The organism is Mesorhizobium sp. M0678 (assembly GCF_040320505.1).
Classification (GTDB): domain Bacteria; phylum Pseudomonadota; class Alphaproteobacteria; order Rhizobiales; family Rhizobiaceae; genus Mesorhizobium.
In genome coordinates, this window is sequence record NZ_JAMYPT010000010.1 from 43,754 (window position 1) to 65,122 (window position 21,369).

Genomic DNA, 21,369 nt, shown 5'->3' on the forward strand with positions numbered 1-21,369 from the left:
CGGGCACGGCGTGCACGAAATCACCGACGAGGAGACACTAAGATGATCCGCACCCTTTTAACCACGACAGCAGTCGCAACATTGATTGCGACGGGTGCATTTGCGCAATCGGCGACGACCCCGGCGCCGGCGCAAGCACCCGCCGTAGAGAATTCCGCTCCAGCCGCTCCGGTGCAACGCGCCGAGGGCAGCCTTGTCACCAATATCATCGGCGAGTCGGTTTATAACGGCACCGGCGACAATGCAGAGAATATCGGCAAGGTCACCGATGTCGTCTTCGACGAACGCGGCCAGGTAAAATCCATCGTCATCGGCGTCGGCGGGTTCCTCGGCATTGGGACCAAGAACGTCGCCTTCGACTACAGCAAGATGCAATGGGCCGAAAGAAATGGCGATCGCTGGCTGATAGCGCAAACGACGAAGGATGAGCTGACGGGTCATCCGGATTTCGACCGCAAGCCCTATGATCCGGCGCCTGCAGCGACAGACACCACGGCTACGGCTCCTGCCGCTCCGTCGACCTCCACCGATACGGCGCAGAACGCCCCGGCGGCGCCGGCCGGTAACAACCCCGCTCCGGTCGTGAAGCGCGCGGAAGGCAATCTTGCCACCAATATCATCGGCGAGACCGTCTACAACGGTACCGGCGACGACGCCCAGAACATCGGCGACGTAAACGACATCGTCATCAACAAGGAAGCCAAGGCGCAATCGCTGGTCATCGGTGTCGGCGGCTTCCTCGGCATAGGTGAAAAGAACGTCGCCTATGACTTCGACAAGGCGCAGTGGGCCGAGAGGAACGGCGATCGCTGGCTGGTTGCCCAAACCACCAGGGAAGAGCTGACGGCGCAGCCGGATTTCGACCGCAAGCCCTATGATCCGGCCCCGGCGACCACAGCGTCGAACGATGCCGCGGCTAATGCGCCAGCCGTCGTCACGCCTACCGTGACGGCCAGCAACACTGCCACGACCGACAACACTGCGACGACCAACAACACTGACCAGGCCAGTAAGACGGCTCAAAATGCTCCGGCAGCGGCGCCTCCGGCTAATTCCACGGCCGACCAGACCAAGACCGGGTCGATCGACAAGTCGACGCTAACCGAAATGCCGATGGGCGAAATCCGGGCCGAGGATCTGGTTGGAACAACCGTTTACGGCGCCAACGATGTCAACGTCGGCGAGATCGGCGATATCGTGCTGGGCGGCGACAAGAAGGTCGACGCAGTCATCATCGACGTCGGCGGCTTCCTTGGCATCGGCGAGAAGGAGGTGGCGGTCGGCATGGACAACCTGAAATTCATGACCGACAAGAACGGCAAGCGCTATCTCTACACGAACTTCACCAAGGAGCAGCTTGAGGCGCAGGCCCCCTATGACAAGGCCAGCTATGCGCAAAATCGCGAGAAACAGCGCATGATCATGCGCTAAGCTGCGCACAGGCCGACAGAGAAGCCCGCGCCGGCAACGGCGCGGGCTTTGCTTATCTCGAGGGGAAGCCGGCGACATGGCCGGCAACGCCATTGTCCGTCAATTCGGCGAGCGCCAGCGACTGATCGAGATGCTCGGCCCGCCAGGCGAGCAACTTCTCGGCAAATTCCAGCCGTGCCAGCAGATAGGCTGGGTCGTCAGCGACATTGGTCAACTCGCGCGCATCCTTCTCCAGGTCGAAGAGCAAGGGCGGCAGGCCGCCGCCGAAATTCACATATTTGAACTTTTGCGTGCGGATGACGGCGAGATTGCACTGGCGTGAACCGATGCCGAAATACCGTTCGGCATCACCATCCGCGATCGAGCGGAAATCGAACTCCCAATGCGCCGCGTCGCGCCAATCGTCTGGCTCCGTCGCGTCCAGGAAAGGCGCCAGCGAGCGGCCGTCGAGATGCGGCAGCACTTCGCCGCCAGTGAGCTCGAGCCTAGTGAGATCGAGCAAGGTCGGTGCCAAATCCACCGCCTCGGTGAAGCGGTCGACACTGCTGCCGGCAGCCTTGCGGTGGCGCGGATCGCGAATGATCAGCGGAATATGGAAGCTGCCGTCGAAGAAACCGCCCTTGCCCAGCATGAAATGATCGCCCATCATCTCGGCGTGGTCGGAGGTCAGCACGATGACGGTGTCGTCCCATGCATCGGCCGCCTTGACCGCTTGCCAGACCCGGCCAAGCTGCGCGTCGACCTCCGAGATCATGCCGTAATAGAGCGCCCGGATGCGGCGAAAATTGTCGTCGCCCCAGTCGCGCACCTTGCCCTCCGAGCCGGGACGGAATTTCGACCGTTCCTGCCGGTCAAGTTCATAGGCGAGATAAGGGTGGCTTGCTGCTTCGGCCTGCCAGCTTTCGGCGCGGTCAAAAGCTGGACCAATGGCCGGATCGTACATGGCGTTGTAAGGCGCTGGCACGATGAAGGGCGGGTGGGGGCTGATGAAGGAAAGATGCGCGAACCACGGGGCATCGCGCTCCTGCTCGCCGAGCCAGCGGATGAATTCGCCGGCCAGGAAGGCCGACGGCGTCTCGTCCTTCGAATAGATTGGCGGACCGTTGCTGATCGCGCCGTCGTTTTCCAGGATTTCGCCCGCCGGGCGGTGAATGGCGGGGGAGCCGGCGCCGGCATCGACGCCGCGCGCCTTGAGCCATGACAGCCAGGGCTTCTGGTGCTCGGGCAGAAGCTGGCGCACGGTGAAGCCGGGCAGCACGCCTTCATAGCTTTTCAGCTGCGGGTCGCCAGGCGCCAGCGTGCGCGGGTCGCGCGCCATGTCGGTATAACCGAACAGCGTCGGATCATAGCCGAGGGCGCGTGCCCAGAGGGCTATGTTGCCGTGGCGGGCGTCGAGCGGCGTGCCGTTGCGGCAGACACGATTGTTCATCTGGTAGAGGCCGGTGTAGAGGCAGGCGCGCGCCGGCGAGCAAGGTGCGGCGCCGCCATAGTGCTTCTGGAACAAAACGCCCTCGGCAGCCAGCGCGTCGGCATTCGGCGTCCTTACCACCTTGTGGCCAGCAGCTGACAGGCAGTCGCCCCGCCACTGGTCGCAGGTGATCAGGAGAATATTGGGGCGTTTTCCACTCAACCGCTGTATCCTCATGCTGGCTACATGCGTCGCTCATGGAGCGCAATTTCGGCGAGTATGCAAGCCGGTCCAGTTTGCCGAATGGTGAACAAAACCTGCTTCGTCGTTCACTTTAACAGCACAGTCCATTCTGTGTTTGCCGCCTTTGCGGCCAGGAGGCGGATGCTCATATTTGCGTGGACAGCGGCAAGGGCCGCACCGGCACAAGGAAAGGAGCAGAAACATGCTCGACCAAGTCAAGGGCCTGCATCACGTCACCTCGATGGCCAGCGATGCGCGCCAGAACAATGAATTCTTCACCGGGACGCTCGGTCTGCGGCGGGTCAAGAAAACCGTCAATTTCGACGCACCCGATGTCTACCACCTCTATTACGGCGACGAGGTCGGCACGCCCGGCTCGGTGATGACCTACTTCCCGTTCCCGAACATCGGCAAAGGCCGCCATGGAATCGGCGAAGTCGGTACCACCGCTTACTCGGTGCCCGAAGGCACGCTCGGTTATTGGGAGAAACGGTTTGCCGAGCAAGGTGTCACTGGGCTGTCCCGCGAGGAGACGTTTGGCGAGAAGCGTCTTGCGTTCGCCGGTCCCGACGGCGACGGGTTTGCGCTGGTCGAGGACAGAGCGGACAACCGTGCGCCATGGGCCAAGGGTGGCATTCCCACCGACGAGGCGATCCGCGGCTTTCACTCGGTGTCGCTCAGGCTGAAAGATGGCGGCGCCACCGAAGAGCTGCTGAAATTCATGGGTTATGAGGAGGTCGACAAGTCCGGCAACGTCAGGCGGCTGGCGGTGAGGAACGGCAACGGCGCCGACGTCGTCGATATCGAATCGCTGCCAGGGGCCGGCTTCGCCAATCTCGGCGCCGGCTCGGTCCACCATGTCGCTTTCGCCGTCGAGAACCGCGCCAAGCAGATCGAAGTGCGCAAGGCGCTGCTCGATACAGGTTATCAGGTGACGCCGGTGATCGACCGCGATTATTTCTGGGCGATCTATTTCCGCACACCGGGCGGCGTGCTGTTCGAAGTCGCCACCAACGAGCCGGGCTTCGACCGCGACGAGGATACCGCCCATCTTGGCGAGGCGCTGAAGCTGCCGTCGCAACACCAGCATTTGCGGCCCTATCTCGAGCAGCATCTGCAGAAACTGGAAGACTGAGGGCAAGGTCATGAGCAAGGATTCGTATATTCACAAAGTGCTGCCCGGTTCGCCTGATGGACCGCTGCTCTTCGTCTTCCATGGCACCGGCGGCGACGAGGCCCAGCTTCTGTCGCTTGGACGCGATCTCGCGCCGCAAGCGACGATCGTCGCTCCGCGCGGCGATGTCTCGGAACAAGGCGCCGCACGCTTCTTCCGCCGGACCGGCGAGGGCGTTTACGATATGGGCGACATCACGCGAGCGACGGACAAGATGGCCGGCTTCGTCAAGGCACATGTCGAGACGGCAAGGCCATCTTCGGTGCTCGGCCTCGGTTACTCCAACGGCGCCAACATCCTGGCCTCGGTGCTGTTTGCCGAACCGTCGCTGTTCGACGCAACGGTGCTGATGCATCCGCTGATCCCGTTCGAGCCGGAGGTCAAGGGCAGCCTTGGCGGCAGCCGCATCCTGGTCACCGCCGGCAGGCGGGACCCGATCTGTCCGCCTGATTTGACGGCGCGGCTTGAAGCCTATTTGCGCGCCGATGGCGCCGATGTCACAGTCGAGTGGCATGACGGCGGCCATGAGGTGCGGCCGAGCGAGATCGAGGCGGCGCGGCGGTTGTTCGCCCTTGCGCCGGATGAAAGGACCGCAAGCCATGTCTGACCTATTGCCCGAGATCGAGATGGAGGACCGCGGCTCGAAGGGCCGCTACCTCCTGCGTGGGCCGGGCGGCGCCGAGGCTGAGATGACCTTCACCAAGATCGGCGAGCACCAGATCATCATCGACCATACCGAAGTGCCGGATGCATTTCGCGGCCAGGGCGCGGGGCTTCGCCTGGTCACCCGTGCCGTCGAGGATGCACGTGCGGCGGGCAAGACGATCATCCCGCTTTGCCCGTTCGCCAATGCCCAATTCCGCCGCCATCCGGAATGGGCGGACGTGCTGAAGCGGTAAGCACAGCCCCTCGATGAATGACAGGAGAAGGGGTGCGCGGCTTTACCGCGTGCCCCTTTGGCCATTGGAGGCGTACAAACACAGCGGCAACATGCGGGATTTGCGCAGAGCGCCAACCTTGCCTAAGTATTGCCAGCAACCGGCTCGCCGTCCGCGGCCCGACCACTTCAACCGAATGGCCCTCCATGACCGAATCCGATCTCGTTCCCGTCTTCGACGGCCACAACGACACGCTGCTCCGGCTCTACCAGTCGAAGGATGCGGACGTCGAAAAGCTGTTCGTCGAGGGGACGCCAGGTGGCCACATCGACCTGCCGCGCGCGAAGAAAGGCGGGTTTGCCGGCGGCATGTTCGCGATCTTCCCGCCGCCTGTCGAGAAATCCAAACGCGGCGCGGTGCCGCTGGCGCCGAGCGACAGCGAGCCCTTGCCACCCGAGATTCCGCGCGCCGATGCGCTCAACTCCACCGTAGCGATGGCCTCGATCCTGTTCAGGCTGGAGCGGGCTTCGGCACTTACTGTATGCCGCAGCGCCGGCGATGTGAGGAAGGCGATGGCGCAAGGCTCGATCGCGGCGGTCTTCCATATCGAAGGGGTCGAGGCGATCGACCCTGAGCTCACCCTGCTCGACGTTCTCCACGCAGCCGGCCTGCGCTCGCTCGGTATCGTCTGGAGCCGTCCCAATGCCTTCGGCCACGGCGTGCCGTTCCGTTTCCCGTCATCGCCCGATACAGGGGCGGGGCTGACCGATGCCGGCAAGGCGCTGGTGAAAGCCTGCAACCAGCTGAAGATCATGATCGATCTTTCGCATCTCAACGAAAAAGGTTTCCGCGACGTCGTCGAGATCAGCGACGCACCGCTGGTCGCGACCCATTCCAACGTGCACGCGATCTGCGGCCATTCGCGCAACCTCACCGAATGGCAGCTCGGCGCGATCCGCGACTCCGGCGGCATGGTCGGGCTGAACTTCGCCACCGGGTTCCTGCGCGAGGACGGCAGGATGAACGCCGACACCGGCCTCGACGTCATGGTGCGCCATGTCGATTCGCTGCTGCAGGCGCTGGGCGAAGACGGCGTCGGCCTAGGCTCGGATTTCGACGGCGCCATGATCCCGGCCGTGATAGGCGATGTTGCCGGCCTGCCAAGACTGCTCGACGCATTCGCGGCACGCGGCTTCGGGCGCGCGCTGATCGAGAAGATCGCCTATCGCAACTGGCTAGGCATGCTGGAAAGGACCATCGGCTAAGCGGGTGATGCCGGCTTGACCGGAACGCGTTTTGGGGGCGGACTATTCGAAACCCATGCGTTTAAGCCAGTCCTGGCCAATGCCGCGATCACGGATGATCGGCAGCGGATCCGTCGAATCCAGGCGTGCGCAGATGCGGTAGACCTCGAGCGTCTCGGCGTTCATCTCGCCGCGTTTGTAGAAGAACATGGCCGCGGCATAGCGGGTGCGGCCCGACCATTTTTCGCCGAGCGGCGTGTTGATCAGCTGCCACTGTTCGGCGGCTTCGGTGTCGAGTTCGGGACTGTCGGTGTCGTCGGCCATATTTAGAAATCCGCGGGCGGACTGGTGCGGCGGTCGAGTTTGATGACCAGCCGCGGCGCCAGTTTGGCACGCCTCAGCAGCTTTTGATATTGCAGCTCGCGCCTGGCGTAGATCTCGACCCAAGGTCCGCTGCAGGCGGGCTCGGCGGCGCTGATCTGGTCTGCATCGCCGGGATCGCTGCCTTTCGCCGACGGTGCCTTCGACGTCGTTTTCTCCAAGGATGCAATCTCGACGAGAACATTCGAATATGGGCAGCCGTGCAGAAGGTGCTTGACAGTGGCAAACACCGTCCCACTGATCTTCGCGGCCGAAGCCGATCGGCTAGCCGGCGATGCTGGAGACCATCACCCCGATGAAGACAACAGAGGCGCGCGAAGCCCTCCTCGAACCGGCGCGAAAAAGCGATTCCGATAAGCGCGGCCGCAAGGCGTCGAAAGAGACCAGGCAGCTTCAATTGATCGAAGCGACGATCGATTCACTGGCCAAGCGCGGCTATTCGGAGACGACGATGGCCGACGTTGCCGACGGCGCCGGCCTGTCTCGCGGCATCGTCAATTTCCATTTCGAGAGCAAGGAGAAGCTGCTCGTCGCGACCTTGCAATACATGTATGACGAGTATTCGGCGCATTGGCGCAGCGCCTTGCAAAAGGCCGGCGATGATCCCGCCTGCCAGTTGCAGGCATTGGTGGCGGCCGATTTCGACCGCTCGATCTGCAACAAGCGCAAGCTGGCTGCCTGGTGTGCCTTCTGGGGCGAGGCCAAATCGCGACCGAAATATCAGGCGCTGAGCAGCGCACGCGATGCCGTCTACCAGAACATCTTCATCGATCTTTGCGCGGCGCTCAAGCAGAGCGGCTTCTATGCCTATGAGCCGCAAGTCATGGCGCTGGCGCTCAGCGCCATGCTGGATGGTCTGTGGCTGCGTTTGATGATGGGCACCGAGGACGCCACACGCGAGACGGCGCTGCAGGCCGCGAACGAGTTCCTGTCTGCGGCATTCCCCAAGCACTATCCGAACTCTGCAGCCCGCGGTGGCAGGCCGGCGTGAACCATCAAAAAGAGGGTGGACCAGCAATGAAGACAATGATCCGGCCCCTGACATTCGAGAAGAGCAAGGCCGGCTAATGAAGTTCAAGATTGAACGAGCCGATGTGGCCATCGTCGGCGCCGGCTTCACCGGCCTGTCGGCCGCGCGTGAATTGAACCACGCCGGCATCGATGTCGTGCTGCTCGAAGCCCGCGACCGTGTCGGCGGCCGCGTCGAAGCCGTGCAGAACGGGCTCGGCGAGCGGATCGACAGCGGCGGCCAGTTCCTGTGCGAAGACATGCCGGAATTAATGGCGCTGGTGCGAGCGCGCGGCAAGACATTGGTCGAGACCCATGTCGCAGGCGAATTCGTCACGCAGCCGCGAATGAGCGAGGCGCAAGCCGGGCGCACTAACGGCACCGCGATGCGAATGCGCGAGCGGATGAATGCGATCGCACCGACCGACCCGACCATTGTCGGCTTGACGGTCGCGGCATGGCTCGATCGCCAGGCCGATCCCGACGATGCGAAGGCCGCCTTTCGGTCGATGATCGAGGGCCTGTGGTGCCTGGCAATGGAAAGGCTGCCGCTGTGGTACTTGATCGACAATGATCGCCGCATCACCAACGAGGTGTCGGAGCTGCAGTATTTCGTGGGCGAAACCATGCATTCGCTAGCGGATGATCTTGCGCGGGATCTCGGCGATCGACTGCGGCTGAATACAGCTGTCGAGGCCATTGAGCACGGGCCGGGAGGGGTTCGCGTCGTTTCGCCTGCCGGCGCGATCGAGGCACGAGCGGTACTGGTCGCCGTACCGCCGATGATGGCCTCGAGAGTGGATTTCGTGCCGCCGCTGCCGGCTGTGCTGAAGAGAGCCCTCGGCGTCTGGCAAAGCGGCGCGGTGATCAAAATGCTGGTGCGCTACCCCAAGGCTTTCTGGCGCGACAGGGGCTTGAGCGGCATGGTGATGTGGCGCGACCCGCACGGGCTTTTTGCCTGCGATGCCAGCAGGGACGAGGATCACGCAGCCCTTGTCGTCTTCATCGGCGGGCCGCTGGCGCAGCGCTGGCGGGATCTGGACGACGCGGCGTTGCGCGCAAAGGTGACGTCAAAGCTGGAAGAGGCGCTCGGTATCGAGGCGGCCGGCATCATCGATCTCAGTTATCGCGACTGGACTGGGGATCGCTGGAGCGGCGGCGGTTACAGTGATCTGATCGTCGATGCGACGGCAACCGATGCCGAACGCATTATCCGCGCCGGCGCGTCGCGGATCCATTTCGCCTCGTCGGAGCTGTCGCCATCATTTCCGGGCTACGTCGAGGGCGCCATCGTCGCCGGCCGCATTGCTGCGCTAAGAATTATTCAGTCTGCCATCGCCAGCAGAGCCTCGGGGTCATAAGCGAGGCGGATCAAGGTGCCGAGCGCATCGACGCGCATTGCCACGAGCTCGGCCTGCTGGTCCGGCCACTGATCAACATGCGCGTGATGTCGCCGCCATTGATCATCACGCGCGACCAGATCGACGACATGGTGTCGATCCTGCGCGAAGGCATTTCGCGCACGATGGACGATCTGCGCCGCGAAGGTGCCTGGCGGGGATAGGCGTTTATCGCCGGCAATCTCGCCATTGCTGACAACGATCGTCCGCGCCTACGATGTCCGGCAGGGGCCTCGATCGCCTGTCTCTGGCCGCATCTCTGGGGAAACAAAGCATTGATGACCTATCGGGCCTGTTCGGCCTCGCCGGTAAAACCGCCTTAATTTCCGGATTGAGCCGCGGCATTGGTCGGCCGCTGGCAACGTGGGCGAGGTCGATGAACTGGGCGGTGCCGCGATCTTCCTGGTTTCCGACGCGTCGAGCTTCATGACCGGCCAGATGATCTATGTCGACGGCGACATGACCGGACCCGTATGAGCGTGACTGTCGCTGTCGGGCGCATGGAAGATCGGTCGGCCTCGGGCCCGCCCCGCAAAAGGCAGGGCTCGTCATTTGCACACTCTTATCTTCACCGCTAAGCTTCTCTGGCTGGGGTATTTTCCTCAGATCACATTCGCCATCCCAAGGATATCATGACACCCGACACAGCAACGCGCGAACAGTTCGCCATCGATCTCGCGCGGCGCGCCGGCGCGCTCGGCCTGAAGTATTTTCGCGACCTCGACAGCCTCGCCATCGAGAGCAAAGGTCATCAGGACATGGTCTCGCAGGCTGACCGCGAGGTCGAGCTGTTCATCCGTGCGGCAATGAAAGCCGCCTACCCGACCGATGGAATTGTCGGCGAGGAGCATGCCTCGGTCACCGGATCGAGCGGGCATGTCTGGGTGATAGATCCGATCGACGGCACCGCGAACTTCGTGCGGGGCATCCCGGCCTGGTGCGTGGTCATCGCCTGCGCCAAGGACGGCGACACTGTCGTGGGTGTCATCCACGAGCCCTCTACCGGCGAAACGTTCCATTGCCGCAAGGGCGGCGGCGCTTTTCTCAACGGCAAGCCGATCAGGGCAAGCGCGGCCACCAGCCTGACCGACGGCTCGTTGGGCACCGGCTTTTCCAACCGCGCCGAAATGCAAAACGTCGCAACGCTCATCGGCTTGCTGTTTTCAAAAGGCGGCGTGTTTTTCCGTAACGCATCCGGCGCGTTGATGCTCGCCTATGCGGCCGCCGGCAGGCTGCTCGGCTATGTCGAAGAGCATATGAACGCCTGGGACTGCCTGGCAGGCATGCTGCTGGTGGAAGAAGCCGGCGGCACGATCGTCAAGCCCGACCCAAAGACGGTTCTGGAAAACGGCGCGCTGGTGATTTGCGCCGGCAGCGGTGTGTTCGCCCAGGTCCGCCAGCTCTGCGTGCAATCCTTCAAGCTTTGATCAGAACCGGTCCGCGCTCCGGAAAGCCGATGCCGACGCTGTCGCCTGCCTGAAACGGCGCATCGATGTTGTGCGATATTGCAAACACCTGGCCGTGCGGCGTGGCGATGACAAGCTCGAGATGGCTACCGATATAGGTGACCTTTTCCAGCCTGCCCGCGATCGTCCGTGGTGCACCGGCAGGGCCGATCTCGATGCGGCTCGGACGGACGGCCAGCTTCGCCGGGCCGACCAGCTGGCCTCGCGCCGGCAGTTTCAAGGCCAGCGAACCCAGCCGGACGGCAGCTTCATCACCTTCTACCGAAACCACCTCGCAATCGAGGATATTGGCTTCGCCGATGAAGTCGGCGACGAAAGCGTTGGCCGGTGCGTCGTAGAGTTCGCGTGGCGTGCCGTCCTGTGCGATCACCGCTTTGTTCATGACGATGATACGATCCGAAACCGCCAGCGCCTCTTCCTGGTCGTGTGTGACATAGACCACCGTCAGCCCAAGCTTGATCTGGATTTCCCTGATTTCCTCGCGCACGTGCCGGCGCAGCTTGGCGTCGAGATTTGACAGCGGCTCGTCGAACAGCAGCACTTGCGGTTCGAGCACCAGCGCGCGCGCCACCGCCACGCGCTGCTGCTGGCCACCCGACAGCTCGCTTGGCAGACGCGCCTCGAAACCGGTCAGGCCGACCAATTCCAGCCCGGCACGGGCCCGAGACGCAGCCTCCTTCTTGTCATGGCCGGAGAAGCGCAAGCCATAGGAGACGTTTTCCATCACCGTCATGTGCGGAAACAGTGCATAGGACTGGAAAACCATGGACACGTCGCGGTCGGTGGCGGGCAGGCGGGTGACATCTTTGCCGCCTATCAGAATGCGGCCGCTGGACGGCATTTCAAGGCCGGCGATCATGCGCAGCGTCGTCGTCTTGCCGCAGCCGGAGGGCCCGAGAAGCGTCACCAGCTTGCCGGCTTCGATCGCAAGCGAGATGTCGTCGACCGCCGGCATGCTGGCGCCCGGATATGTCTTGGTGACATGGTCGAAGGTTACCGAGGCGGCGTTGCTGCGAATTTCGGCCATCACCCGGCTCCTGCTATTGTGGTCGGGCCGCCGGCCGTTCCGGGCAGGCTGACATTGGTGCGCACGCTCCAGCCGCCGTCGCCCTGCTGGATGCCGCGCCGGCCGATATTGCGGCTGCCGACAAGCAGCTGCATCAAGCCAATTACCATCAGCATGACGACGATCAGCACCGTCGAATAGGCGATGGCGATGCCGTATTCATTGTTCTCGACACGTCCAACGATGTAGCTGGTCGAGAGATCGTAGCGCGCGCTGACCAGAAAGATGACGGCGCTGATCGCGGTCATGGCGCGCACGAAGGAATAGACGAGCGCCGCCAGCATTGCCGATCTCAGCAAAGGCAGGATGACGCGCCTGAAGGTCTGCCACGAGTTGGCGCCAAGCGTCAGTGAGGATTCATCCAGGCTACGGTCGATCTGCGACATCGAGGCGACGCCGGCGCGCACGCCCACCGGCATGTTGCGGAAGATGAACGACAGTACGAGGATGATGCCGGTCCCGGTCAGCTCGATCGGCGGCACGTTGAAGGCAATAATGTAGCTGACGCCGATGACGGTTCCCGGAATCGCGAACGAGAGCATGGTCGCAAATTCGAAGGCGTTCTTGCCGCGGAAATTCTGGCGGACCAGAAGATAGGCGGTCAGAAGCCCGATCCCGGCCGTCAGAGGCGCCGATATCAGCGCGATCTCCATGGTCGTCCAAAAGGAGCTCCATGCCGAGCCCGACCAGTGGATGCCGAATTCGTTCCAGCCGACGGAGAACGCCTTCCGGTAGTGCTCCAGTGTCAGGCTCTGGTCGACCCCCCACAGCTTGACGAAGCTGCCATAGAAGATCACCGCGTAGACCACTACGGTGAATGCCGTCCACAGTCCGGCGATGACATAGAGCGCGTATGTCAGCCCGGCAGGCAAGCGCGGATGGACGCCGGCGTCGCCCTTGCCGGTGACGGTGGTGTAAGAGCGCCTGCCGATCCAGAAGCGCTGCGCATAAAAGGCGCCGAGCGTGAAGGCCAGCAGCACCAGCGCCAGGATCGCGGCAAGTGCCGCATCGTTCTGCGCGCCGACAATGGCAAAGAAGATTTCTGTCGACAGCACGTCGTAATTGCCGCTCAGCACCAGCGGATTGCCGAAATCGGCCATGCTCTCGATGAAGCCGAGCAGAAAGGCGTTGGCAAGGCCCGGCCGCATCAGCGGCAGGGATACGGTCCAAAAGGTCTGCCAGCGGCTGGCTCGGAGCGTCTGGGAGGCCTCTTCCATGGACGGGCTGACGCCTTCGACGACGCCCATCAGCACCAGGAAGGCGATCGGCGTGAAGGCGAGAACCTGGGCAATGAGCAGGCCGGGAAGTCCATATACCCAGCGTGTCGGCTGGAAACCGAAGAGACCGGCCACGCTCTGCGTCACTGCCCCTGACAGTCCGAACAACAAGATGATGGCAAGGCCGATGACGAAAGCCGGCGTGATGATCGGCAACACGGTCAGGGCGCGGAGCAGCTTGCCGTGGCGGAAACCGGTACGGGTCACGACCAGCGCGAACACCAGCCCCAGAAACATGGTCAGCAGGCCGACGAGCACGGCCAGCAGCAGCGAATTCCAGGCCACGCCGCAGCGGCTGCCGCCGGCAAGACAAGCCAGGCTCCACAGCCGCGAACTGAACAGCTTGGCCAGGAACGCGACAGGCGAGTAGCCGCCGTCGTCGGTCTGCATGGCATTGGCCAGCATCATCAGGATCGGCATGAAGATGAAAATGGCAACCATGGCGACGACAAAGCCGATCGAGCCGACGACGAAGACGTCGCCAGAGACGGCGCCGCGCGCGGCAACACCCAGGGTGAAAAGGAACAGAAAGGCACCGCTGACCAGCAAGGCGCCGTAGCCCATGCCGAATTGGCGGTCGCCAAGTTCGCCGAACAGGCTGGTGAGCCAGCCGAATTGCCAACCGCGCAGCCCGATGGCGAAGCCCTGGAACAACAGCCAGCCAAATCCGGCGGCGCCGACAATGATCAGCAGCCGGCTGAAAACCGGATCGGATTTGGTGCGGCCCCACAGAAGCAGCGGCACCGCCAGCAGCAGGCCGAGCGGCGCCAGCCACAGTTTCTCGCCCTTGAGGGCCAGAACCAGTGCCGGCGCGAATTCGCTGTCGGACGGGTAACCGTCGAACAGCCAGGAAAAGCCGAAGAACCCGTCCTCGATGCCGTACCAGGGCAGCACGGCAAACCCCAGCCATCCGACCGCCATCCAAAGGACGGCGACCGGTTCAATCGGCCAGCGGGTTTCGCGGAAGCGCATCTGCTATTGCGGCAGCGATGCGACCTCCTCGTCCCATTTTTTCAGCAGCCGCTTCCGCTCTTCGCTCGAGCCGTACTTCTTGAAGTCGTAGTCGATCAGCTTGATGGTGGAGAGGTCGGGCGCCTTGTCGGAGGTTTTTGCCGCCTTGTTCGACGGAACCTGGAACGACCCCGCCTTTTGCGCCATGGACTGGACGTCGGCCTCGAGCGCCCAGTCGTAGAATTTTTTCGCAGCCTCCAGGTTCCGCGCCCCCTTGATGATCGATTCCGAGCCGATCTCGTAGCCGGTTCCCTCGCAAGGGGTGACCGGAACGATCGGGAAACCTGCGACGACCTGCGACACGGCGTCGTGGATGAAGACGATGCCGATGGTGGTCTCGCCGAGACCGGCGGCCTTGATCGGCGCCGAACCCGACTTGGTGTACTGGTTGACGTTCTTGTGCAGGGCTTTCATGTATTCGAAACCCTTGTCCTCACCAAACAGCTGAACGATGGTCGCCAGCATATTGTATGCGGTCCCCGAGGAATTGGGGTTGGCGACCTGGATGTGCCCCTTGTATTCGGGCTTGATCAGATCGGCCCAGCATTTCGGTTCGGGCAGATTGTTCTTGGCCAGCAAATCCTTGTTGTAGCCGAAGCCCAGCGCACCCGAATAGATGCCGACCGTGCGGTAGCCGGACGTTTCCGCCTGCTTGATCGCCCAGGGCTGCAACTGGTTGAGCAGCGGCGATTTGTATTCCACTGTCAGGCCCTCCTCGGCTGCCTGCAGATGCGGATCGCCGGTGCCGCCCCACCAGATGTCTGCCTTTGGGTTGGCGGCCTCGGCGCGCAATTGCGCATAGATTTCGCCAGCGCTCTTGCGGGTCATATTGACGGTGATGCCGGTCTTCTCCTCGAACGCCCGCGCCGTCTGCTGGCACCAGACCTCGTCAACGCCGCAATACATGGTCAGGCTTTCGGCGGACGCCGATGACGACGCGGCCCACATACCGGCGGCGAGGATGCCGGCGCCGAGAATTGCCCTTTTTATCATGTTGAAATTCCTCCCTAAGTTATTTGCCGACTTATGAAACCCAGATACGCGGAAAATTCAAGTTGGAAGGGTACGGCCGCCTTTGCGCCTTTCGCCGACTTCCCGCTCGATATGTTCGACAGGTTGATGCGGATCAATCTTTGCAGTCACCTGGCCGATCGTCCAGCGCTGCTGAACATCCTCAGACGATGGCCCGGTCCCAGCCGCCATAATGCGCAGCGCTGCGCGTGCCGCGCGGCAGGCTGAGCCCGACCAGCAGCGCTCCGATCGCCAGATTGGCGAGGCTCGCGGCCGCGCCGCCGGCGAGGATGAACGGAGAGAGGGCAATCCAGGCTCCAAGCGCGATGTTCAGAAAGCGGACGGCGCGCGCCACTTCGGCCATCGCAGTAACGGCGATCATGATGATGAGGCAACCGGTGACATGATCGCTAAGGTAGAGCGGCGGACTTGTGCCGAAGACAAGCGGCGTGATCATCAGCAGGGCGCCGGCGAGCGTGCTGGCGACAAGGGTCCACGGGAAGTTCACACCGCCGGTGATGAAGTCCCGCGCCACTGCCGATAGCGACCGGTCGAGATCCGGCGTCGGCGTCTGGTCCTCCGAAAGCGCCGGGCCGCCGCACCAGAATGTGCGCCAGAACGGCTCTCCCGCCTGTTTCGCACGCCAAAGATACTGGCAGCTCGCCAGCACCTCGTCCACCGAATAGGGGATGAGCACGACCGTGACGGCGGCCTGGACGATGCAGAGCGTGCACAGCGCCCCGATGAGCGGTGGCTGGATGATGATGAAGCCGACGCTGACCACACCGAGCGGCACGACCAACAAACCGAACAAAAGCACTATCCACGGCATGGTGCGCCAGCGGCGGCGATCGCCGATCGCGCCCGCGAGGATATCCAGCGCATAGGCAAAGGCGCCCAGCCCGGCATCGGCGATCGGAAAACCCTTGGAGACCCAGGAGGTGACCACCGCCTCGCTGCCATTGCCGGCCGGCGTTTCGCCCGGGCCGAAGAACGGATCCCAAAGACTGTCGATGTGCCCTAGCTGATAGGCAGCGAGATAGCGCGAGACGAACAGGCCGACAAAGGCGAGGCCGATTATGGGAATGCGCTGGGTGAAGAGGGAGGGCGAATAGCTCCAGCCGAGCGGGCGGTCGTCATCGGCGGCAAGGGCACGCCGGCTGATACCCGGCGTCGGCGGGATCATCACCGCGAACGCGACGATCAGCATGCCGGCCAACGTGTCGGTCGCGTAGGCTCCGGCGCTGGTGGTCCAGAACAGCAGCGGCGCGAACATCACCCAAACCCCGATCGAGGCGGTGATCCATTGCAGCCCGTGCCAGCGCCGGCGCATGCCGACAAGCGCCAGCGACAGGATGGCGAGGCCGGATACAATCTCACTGATGCCGAGCCTGCCGTCGCGCGTCTCCGGCGAGGCGATCTCATGTCCGAGCGCCGGCGGAATCGGTGCTGAAGCGGGATCGAACAGGCCGAGCGTGAAGGGCGACGCCACGAGCCACAGCCCGATCGCAACGTTGGTCAGCGGCGCCCAGAGCGTTGCGGCCCGGTGGCGTTCGGTTTCCGCCTCGACCTCGTCGTCCGAGCGCTCGAGCGGGCGCTGCAGCCGTTCGGCGGCCTGGTCGAGCTCGGGCGCGGAAGCGGCGACCGCCGACGGTTCAAGCTTGTTCTTCTTGTACCAGTCGGTAGGATCCGCCTTCAGCCGCCGGATCATTTCCGGCAAGGTAGCGGTCAGGCTGTGTCGCGGGTTCCAGCCAAGCAGGCGCCTGGCGCGGGAGATGTCGATCTCGTAGTGATCGTCAGCGTTCTCGATCATCCATGGCTTGATGTCGGTCTCCTGGTCGAGAACCTTCTCCTGCATCCAGGCGCCGAGCTTCGTCACCTCTTTCGGCAGGGACAGGGTCCGCCAGGTCTCGCCGTGCAGGAGCTGCCCGATCTGCTTCTGCATCTCGTCGTAGGACGGCGTCTCTTCTTCGCCGATCAGCAGTACGGTCTCGTTGGGAAGCGCGCTGCGCCGGTCGACGGTGCGGACCACGGCGTCGACGAGATCGTCCAGATGCAGGTAGGGCTGGCCGGTGGTGATGTCGCCGGTGAAAAGATAGGCGGTCGGCATGCGCTCGAAAATGCGGGCGATCTGCTGGGCGATAAAGGCCGCGTGACAATTCTCGTCATAGACGCCCGCCAGTCGCAGGATCGCAACCTTGACGTGGCCGTGCTCTTTCAGGATCAGCGTCTCGGTCTCAGCCTTCGATCTCGGATAGGCCCAGGCCGGATCGATCGGCGATCGCTCGTCGATCCTGGCGCCCTTTGCCGGGCTCGGCGCATGCACCAGCAACGTGCTCGAAAACACGAACTGCTCCGTCTCGAGCCCTCTCAGCGCGTTCAGCAGCCGGCGCGTTCCCTCGACGGTCACCGCGCCGTATTTCGGATTATCCTCGCCGGTCGTGTCGTAATAAGCCGCGAGATGGATCACCGAGGCAACGCGGCCGCCGCTCCGCTCGCGCACCTCGGCCAGTGCCTTCGCCACGCTCGCGTCCGAGGTAAGGTCGATCTCGATCGTCTCGACGCCGGGCAAGGATCGTCTGGCAACATCAAGGCCGATGATGTCGTAGCGCTCCATCAAGCCGCGAGCGATGGCTTGGCCCAGAAACCCGCTGCTGCCTGTGATCAGGACGGTGGGACGGGTTTTGCCGGTCATGGCGAATCTCCTTGGCGATAGCCGGGTAGAAGAAGCCGAATGCTTCGGTCGCACACTCGGAACCATGTTCGTTGAGAACGGTTCCCGATGAGGTAGCACCACAGAATGGGTGCGCGCGGCGATCCGTCAGACCGACGGCCATTCGTGCCGGCGGATTGCGTTCGTGCACAAGTGCAGGACTCCCATTGGTCTACCGGCCGCGAAGGGAAGCGACCAGAATGTCGATCAGCAGCTTGCCGCAGCGACGATCCGGATCGCGGTCGGGATCATAGATCGTCACCTCCATCCCAATCACGCGTGGATCGTTGCACCATGTGCGAAGGGCTTCGACAGCTTCGTCGGGCAAGACACCGCCGGCCTCCGGCGAATCGACAGCCGACATGATCTCGCTGTCCAGCACGTCGACATCGAAGTGAACGAATACACCCTCGACGTCCTGCCCTGCGACCGCGTCAAGCGCTATGCGTGCCGCATCGGCGAAGCCGCGCCGCCGCACTTCAGCCAAATCCATCCGGTGAACATCGGTGTCGAAGACGGCCTTGGACGTGTAAGTCGCGGGGTCCTGCACATCGCGATAGCCAAACGCGACTACGTCGGCCTCACGGACCAAAGGAGTGTGCTCGCCGAAATCGGTCAGGAGCGTCGGGCCATGGCCGGTCACGAAGGCCAAATCCATGCCCGCGGCTCCCTTTGACGGCGAGGTATCCGGCAATTTGAAATCGGTGTGCCCATCGAAGAAGATAAGGCCGTAGCGGCCACGACGCCGTAGCGCGAGCGCAGGGCCAAGCAACACACTGCAATCGCCGCCGAGCATGAGCAGGAACCCTCCCGAGTTCAGCTCCTCGTCGACCGCTTCGGCAAGCGTCTTGGAATACTGGCGCAGGGCCTGGGCATTGCGCACGCCCGTCGCAGGATCCACCTCAGGCCGATAAAGCGGAGCCCGAACCGAGCGCAACGGACCGGCGCCCAAACGGTCGGCGAGACCAAGCGATTGAAGTGCCTCCGGCGCCTTCCACACGCCGGGCTCCGGCTCACCCTCCTGCGGCATCAGCCCAAGATTAGAGGGCGCGCCGAGCAAAGCGATATGTCTCGTCTGCGTGGTGGCTCGCGGCATTGTCGTGCTGGCAGTTGAGGTCATGATCAGAGTTCCCCGCGTTATGGGCGATACGCATCATGCTCAAGAAGCAGGCTGCGCTTTCCTGACCGGTCTCCCGCTGCCCTTGCCGCCGAGTATCTCCGGTCGGTGTCACGCGTCGGGCAGCATTGCGAGCGACGAGTATTGCTCGTTCAGCGCCACCGTGTCGTCAGCGGTGATTTCGAAGTCGATGTTGTCCCGCGGATGCAGGCTCTGGTTCGCCTTGGGCAGCGGCGTTGTCCCGCGCTGCCGGGGCAGAGCTCGATACCGGTCGTTTGGGCCATATCGGATTTCCAGGAGGCGAACTGCCGTCTTTGAACTATGCGTGGTGCGCGCGCGTTCTGGCGGCCTTCTGCGCCGCCGCCTTCCTTCCGCTGGCGCCTTTCGTCTCGGCGGCCTTCTTGGCGGCGGCCGAGCGCTCCTCAGCCGTCCGGCGCGAGGCCGCACGCTTCGCCTGCTGCGCCAGCGCCGCGTGCGACGCCGTGCTCTTCGGCTCGTGCTCGAGCACCTTGGAGACGGCTTTCGAGACCCGCGGGCGGCGTTTCGGCGTGCGTTCACCCTGGCCGGCCTCATAGGCGTATTCGGCGCTTTTGCGCGTGCTCTCCTTCACCTTGCCCTTTTTGGGCGGGGGCAGGTCTACGCCTGCGCGTCTTGCCTCGGAAAGCCCGATGGCGATGGCCTGCTGGGTCGAGCGCGCGCCGTGCTCGCCGCGGCGGATTTTATCGATCTCCTCGTGCACGAACTCGCCGGCCTGTGTGCTCGGCGATTTGCCCTCGCGCTTGTCCTTTCGGGCCTTCTCGATGGTTTTCTTGTCCGGCATTGTCTTTCTCCCACATGCGGGTTGCGACAGCCATTCGGGTTGCAGCTGCGCGCGGTCTTATGAGGATCATAACGCGTTGAGGACGCAAATGATCCCGGCACTGATGATCCAAGCCCCAGCTGTCAGGACGTCGACGCCGATCTGTCCGAAATCAGATGGCGCAAGAACCATCGGCTCGCCAGACCCGCGACTTCGTCCAGGGCGCCGGGCTCCTCGAACAGGTGCGTCGCGCCAGGGACGATGGCGAGCTCCTTCTCGCAGTGGAGCGCCGCCAGCGCCGAGCGGTTGAGCGCGATCACCTGCTTGTCCGCGCCTCCGACGACGAGCAAGGTCGCCGCCCGGACGCGCGGCAGGGCGAGCGCTGCAAGATCGGGCCGGCCACCACGCGAAACTACGGCCGCGGCCTGGTCGGGCCGCTCGGCCGCCGCCACCAGGGCGGCACCGGCGCCCGTGCTCGCGCCGAAATAGCCAAGACGCAACCCCGACGTGTCCGGCGAGGCGCCGAGCCAATCCGTGACGCCGACCAGCCGGTCGGCGAGCAGTCCGATATTGAAGCGCAACTCGGCCGTGACCTGGTCGATCCGCTCCTCTTCGGCCGTCAACAGGTCGATGAGGAAGGTGGCGAGGTTCGCCTCGTTCAGCCTTTCGGCCACGTGGCGGTTGCGCGGGCTGTGGCGGCTGCTTCCGCTGCCGTGGGCGAAGAGCACAAGGCCGCGAGCATCCGGGGGCAACGAAAGATTGCCCTCAAGCGTGACAAGCCCCGCGGGAACATGCACGACGTGCTCGCTATCCCGGTCCATATCCACCTCCGCTATGTCGATCTGGTGCCAGGCGCCGGACCCGCGCTCGCGCGCCCAGCCAATTCCTCTTCGCAAGCGGCAGGCTTGTGGGAAGCCGCAGGCTTGGGCACGGACCTGGCGAGGAGCGCGCGGACCTCTTCATCGCTCGTCTGCGAGAAATCCACGTACCAGCGCCCGACACCCAGCAATGGCTCTGGTGTCGTCGCGCAAACGACCTCGTCGGCGTCCGCCCGCATCGCGTCGCAAGTGTCGGGGCTACCGACGGGAACGGCCGCGACAATATGGGCGGCGTGGTTTTTTCGCAGCGCCTTGATCCCGGCCCGCATGGTCGATCCGGTCGCAAGCCCGTCATCCACGAGGATAATGGTTCGTCCATTCAACTGCGGTGGGGGTCGCCCGTCCCTATAGAGGTGCTCGCGGCGCAGAAGCTCTTTTTCCTCCTTTGCAGCGACCGCGTCGATGACATGTGGCGGGATCGCGAGACCGTTGACGATTTCGTCGTTCAGGACACGTACACCTGAGGGCGCGATCGCCCCCATGGCCAGTTCCTCGTGACCGGGGACGCCGAGCTTGCGCACGACGAAGACGTCGAGCGGTGCCTTGAGTGCCTGCGCGACCTCGTAGCCGACCGGCACGCCGCCTCGGGGCAGCGCCAATACGATCACATCGTCGCGGCCGGCAAAGCGAACGAGTTCCCCGGCGAGTTGCCGCCCGGCCTCGCGGCGATCTGAAAAGATGATAGCCATGACCTTCAATCCGCGTGCATCTGTTTCCCGGTGGATGTTTTTTCACCAGCCTGCGGCCACATTCCGTGGGATGGCTGCGGCACCGGTACCATTTTGGAACTCGCTCGCTGCCTGGACGTTCCAAGAATAGTTTCGATCGCGAGGTGCCGGCACCGGCACGCGGCTCAGCGCGGAT

Annotated in this window: 20 protein-coding genes and 1 pseudogene; 10 read left to right on the top strand and 11 right to left on the bottom strand. The window is 63.5% G+C overall.

Going from position 1 to position 21,369, the window contains the following annotated elements:
* Window positions 1–42 precede the first annotated feature (42 nt).
* The gene (locus NKI29_RS18975) at window positions 43–1,431 is read left to right on the top strand and encodes a PRC-barrel domain-containing protein (protein ID WP_352574842.1); all 1,389 of its coding nucleotides are present in this window, start codon (window positions 43–45) and stop codon (window positions 1,429–1,431) included.
* Between the two features lie 52 nt (window positions 1,432–1,483).
* On the opposite strand, the gene NKI29_RS18980 is transcribed toward NKI29_RS18975, so the two are convergent.
* Complete coding sequence (locus NKI29_RS18980; RefSeq protein ID WP_352646711.1) at window positions 1,484–3,076, bottom strand: alkaline phosphatase family protein; 1,593 nt, start codon at window positions 3,074–3,076, stop codon at window positions 1,484–1,486.
* A gap of 208 nt (window positions 3,077–3,284) precedes the next feature.
* On the opposite strand from NKI29_RS18980, the gene NKI29_RS18985 reads away from it, so the two are divergent.
* The 4 genes from NKI29_RS18985 to NKI29_RS19000 all read left to right on the top strand — a co-directional run bounded on the left by NKI29_RS18985 (window position 3,285) and on the right by NKI29_RS19000 (window position 6,399).
* Entirely contained in the window at window positions 3,285–4,217 is a 933-nt protein-coding gene (locus NKI29_RS18985; RefSeq protein WP_352574845.1) for a VOC family protein, read from the top strand.
* Window positions 4,218–4,227: 10 nt separating this feature from the next.
* Window positions 4,228–4,863: an alpha/beta hydrolase gene (locus tag NKI29_RS18990; RefSeq protein ID WP_023678554.1), complete on the top strand. Its 636-nt coding sequence runs from the start codon at window positions 4,228–4,230 to the stop codon at window positions 4,861–4,863.
* On the top strand, window positions 4,856–5,155 hold the full coding sequence (locus tag NKI29_RS18995; protein ID WP_023678555.1) for a GNAT family N-acetyltransferase: 300 nt from the start codon (window positions 4,856–4,858) through the stop codon (window positions 5,153–5,155). Before NKI29_RS18990 ends, NKI29_RS18995 begins: the two co-directional genes overlap by 8 nt.
* 185 nt (window positions 5,156–5,340) lie before the next feature.
* Window positions 5,341–6,399, top strand: a complete 1,059-nt coding sequence (locus NKI29_RS19000) for a dipeptidase (RefSeq protein WP_023678556.1) — start codon at window positions 5,341–5,343, stop codon at window positions 6,397–6,399.
* Between the two features lie 42 nt (window positions 6,400–6,441).
* Here the strand turns inward: NKI29_RS19000 and NKI29_RS19005 are convergent, their stop codons facing one another.
* Complete coding sequence (locus NKI29_RS19005) at window positions 6,442–6,702, bottom strand: hypothetical protein (protein WP_023678557.1); 261 nt, start codon at window positions 6,700–6,702, stop codon at window positions 6,442–6,444.
* A gap of 2 nt (window positions 6,703–6,704) precedes the next feature.
* A complete protein-coding gene (locus NKI29_RS19010) occupies window positions 6,705–6,920 on the bottom strand; it encodes a hypothetical protein (RefSeq protein WP_352574940.1) in 216 nt (71 codons plus the stop codon).
* Window positions 6,921–7,033: 113 nt separating this feature from the next.
* Between NKI29_RS19010 and betI the strand changes: the two genes are divergently transcribed.
* The 5 genes and pseudogenes from betI (at window position 7,034) to NKI29_RS19035 (ending at window position 10,594) form a co-directional block, all read left to right on the top strand.
* Entirely contained in the window at window positions 7,034–7,750 is a 717-nt protein-coding gene (betI, locus tag NKI29_RS19015) for a transcriptional regulator BetI (RefSeq protein WP_352891294.1), read from the top strand.
* A gap of 76 nt (window positions 7,751–7,826) precedes the next feature.
* Entirely contained in the window at window positions 7,827–9,128 is a 1,302-nt protein-coding gene (locus NKI29_RS19020; RefSeq protein ID WP_352589800.1) for a flavin monoamine oxidase family protein, read from the top strand.
* Window positions 9,129–9,148: 20 nt separating this feature from the next.
* A pseudogene (locus NKI29_RS19025) lies at window positions 9,149–9,331 on the top strand (aspartate aminotransferase family protein); the annotation flags it as partial.
* A gap of 166 nt (window positions 9,332–9,497) precedes the next feature.
* A complete protein-coding gene (locus NKI29_RS19030; protein ID WP_502896713.1) occupies window positions 9,498–9,644 on the top strand; it encodes an SDR family oxidoreductase in 147 nt (48 codons plus the stop codon).
* 155 nt (window positions 9,645–9,799) lie between these two features.
* Window positions 9,800–10,594, top strand: coding sequence for an inositol monophosphatase family protein (locus tag NKI29_RS19035; protein WP_352570624.1), 795 nt, complete (start codon window positions 9,800–9,802; stop codon window positions 10,592–10,594).
* Here the strand turns inward: NKI29_RS19035 and NKI29_RS19040 are convergent.
* The 8 genes from NKI29_RS19040 to NKI29_RS19075 form a co-directional block, all read right to left on the bottom strand.
* Window positions 10,584–11,660, bottom strand: a complete 1,077-nt coding sequence (locus NKI29_RS19040) for an ABC transporter ATP-binding protein (protein WP_352589796.1) — start codon at window positions 11,658–11,660, stop codon at window positions 10,584–10,586. The genes NKI29_RS19035 and NKI29_RS19040 overlap by 11 nt on opposite strands.
* On the bottom strand, window positions 11,660–13,948 hold the full coding sequence (locus NKI29_RS19045; protein ID WP_352570621.1) for an ABC transporter permease: 2,289 nt from the start codon (window positions 13,946–13,948) through the stop codon (window positions 11,660–11,662). Before NKI29_RS19045 ends, NKI29_RS19040 begins: the two co-directional genes overlap by 1 nt.
* A 3-nt stretch (window positions 13,949–13,951) precedes the next feature.
* Complete coding sequence (locus NKI29_RS19050; protein ID WP_352570620.1) at window positions 13,952–14,980, bottom strand: ABC transporter substrate-binding protein; 1,029 nt, start codon at window positions 14,978–14,980, stop codon at window positions 13,952–13,954.
* Between the two features lie 181 nt (window positions 14,981–15,161).
* On the bottom strand, window positions 15,162–17,693 hold the full coding sequence (locus NKI29_RS19055; protein WP_352570618.1) for an NAD-dependent epimerase/dehydratase family protein: 2,532 nt from the start codon (window positions 17,691–17,693) through the stop codon (window positions 15,162–15,164).
* 190 nt (window positions 17,694–17,883) lie between these two features.
* Window positions 17,884–18,831: an arginase family protein gene (locus tag NKI29_RS19060; RefSeq protein ID WP_352691612.1), complete on the bottom strand. Its 948-nt coding sequence runs from the start codon at window positions 18,829–18,831 to the stop codon at window positions 17,884–17,886.
* A gap of 316 nt (window positions 18,832–19,147) precedes the next feature.
* Window positions 19,148–19,648 (bottom strand): DUF6496 domain-containing protein, encoded by a 501-nt coding sequence (locus tag NKI29_RS19065; RefSeq protein ID WP_352480832.1) that lies wholly within the window; start codon window positions 19,646–19,648, stop codon window positions 19,148–19,150.
* Window positions 19,649–19,770: 122 nt separating this feature from the next.
* Window positions 19,771–20,448, bottom strand: a complete 678-nt coding sequence (locus NKI29_RS19070; protein ID WP_352570616.1) for a dienelactone hydrolase family protein — start codon at window positions 20,446–20,448, stop codon at window positions 19,771–19,773.
* An 11-nt stretch (window positions 20,449–20,459) separates the two neighbouring features.
* Complete coding sequence (locus NKI29_RS19075; protein ID WP_352570615.1) at window positions 20,460–21,194, bottom strand: phosphoribosyltransferase; 735 nt, start codon at window positions 21,192–21,194, stop codon at window positions 20,460–20,462.
* Window positions 21,195–21,369: the final 175 nt, after the last annotated feature.

Bases quoted from the DNA above. Each gene is read 5' to 3' on its own strand.
- NKI29_RS18985 (WP_352574845.1), top strand. From the start codon at position 3,285: ATGCTCGACCAAGTCAAGGGCCTGCATCACGTCACCTCGATGGCCAGC.
- NKI29_RS19045 (WP_352570621.1), bottom strand. From the start codon at position 13,948: ATGCGCTTCCGCGAAACCCGCTGGCCGATTGAACCGGTCGCCGTCCTT.
- NKI29_RS18975 (WP_352574842.1), top strand. From the start codon at position 43: ATGATCCGCACCCTTTTAACCACGACAGCAGTCGCAACATTGATTGCG.
- NKI29_RS19000 (WP_023678556.1), top strand. From the start codon at position 5,341: ATGACCGAATCCGATCTCGTTCCCGTCTTCGACGGCCACAACGACACG.
- NKI29_RS19035 (WP_352570624.1), top strand. From the start codon at position 9,800: ATGACACCCGACACAGCAACGCGCGAACAGTTCGCCATCGATCTCGCG.
- NKI29_RS19060 (WP_352691612.1), bottom strand. From the start codon at position 18,831: ATGACCTCAACTGCCAGCACGACAATGCCGCGAGCCACCACGCAGACG.
- NKI29_RS18980 (WP_352646711.1), bottom strand. From the start codon at position 3,076: ATGAGGATACAGCGGTTGAGTGGAAAACGCCCCAATATTCTCCTGATC.
- NKI29_RS19055 (WP_352570618.1), bottom strand. From the start codon at position 17,693: ATGACCGGCAAAACCCGTCCCACCGTCCTGATCACAGGCAGCAGCGGG.
- NKI29_RS19050 (WP_352570620.1), bottom strand. From the start codon at position 14,980: ATGATAAAAAGGGCAATTCTCGGCGCCGGCATCCTCGCCGCCGGTATG.
- NKI29_RS19075 (WP_352570615.1), bottom strand. From the start codon at position 21,194: ATGGCTATCATCTTTTCAGATCGCCGCGAGGCCGGGCGGCAACTCGCC.
- NKI29_RS19065 (WP_352480832.1), bottom strand. From the start codon at position 19,648: ATGCCGGACAAGAAAACCATCGAGAAGGCCCGAAAGGACAAGCGCGAG.
- NKI29_RS19040 (WP_352589796.1), bottom strand. From the start codon at position 11,660: ATGGCCGAAATTCGCAGCAACGCCGCCTCGGTAACCTTCGACCATGTC.
- betI (WP_352891294.1), top strand. From the start codon at position 7,034: ATGCTGGAGACCATCACCCCGATGAAGACAACAGAGGCGCGCGAAGCC.
- NKI29_RS18990 (WP_023678554.1), top strand. From the start codon at position 4,228: ATGAGCAAGGATTCGTATATTCACAAAGTGCTGCCCGGTTCGCCTGAT.
- NKI29_RS19005 (WP_023678557.1), bottom strand. From the start codon at position 6,702: ATGGCCGACGACACCGACAGTCCCGAACTCGACACCGAAGCCGCCGAA.
- NKI29_RS19070 (WP_352570616.1), bottom strand. From the start codon at position 20,448: ATGGACCGGGATAGCGAGCACGTCGTGCATGTTCCCGCGGGGCTTGTC.
- NKI29_RS18995 (WP_023678555.1), top strand. From the start codon at position 4,856: ATGTCTGACCTATTGCCCGAGATCGAGATGGAGGACCGCGGCTCGAAG.
- NKI29_RS19020 (WP_352589800.1), top strand. From the start codon at position 7,827: ATGAAGTTCAAGATTGAACGAGCCGATGTGGCCATCGTCGGCGCCGGC.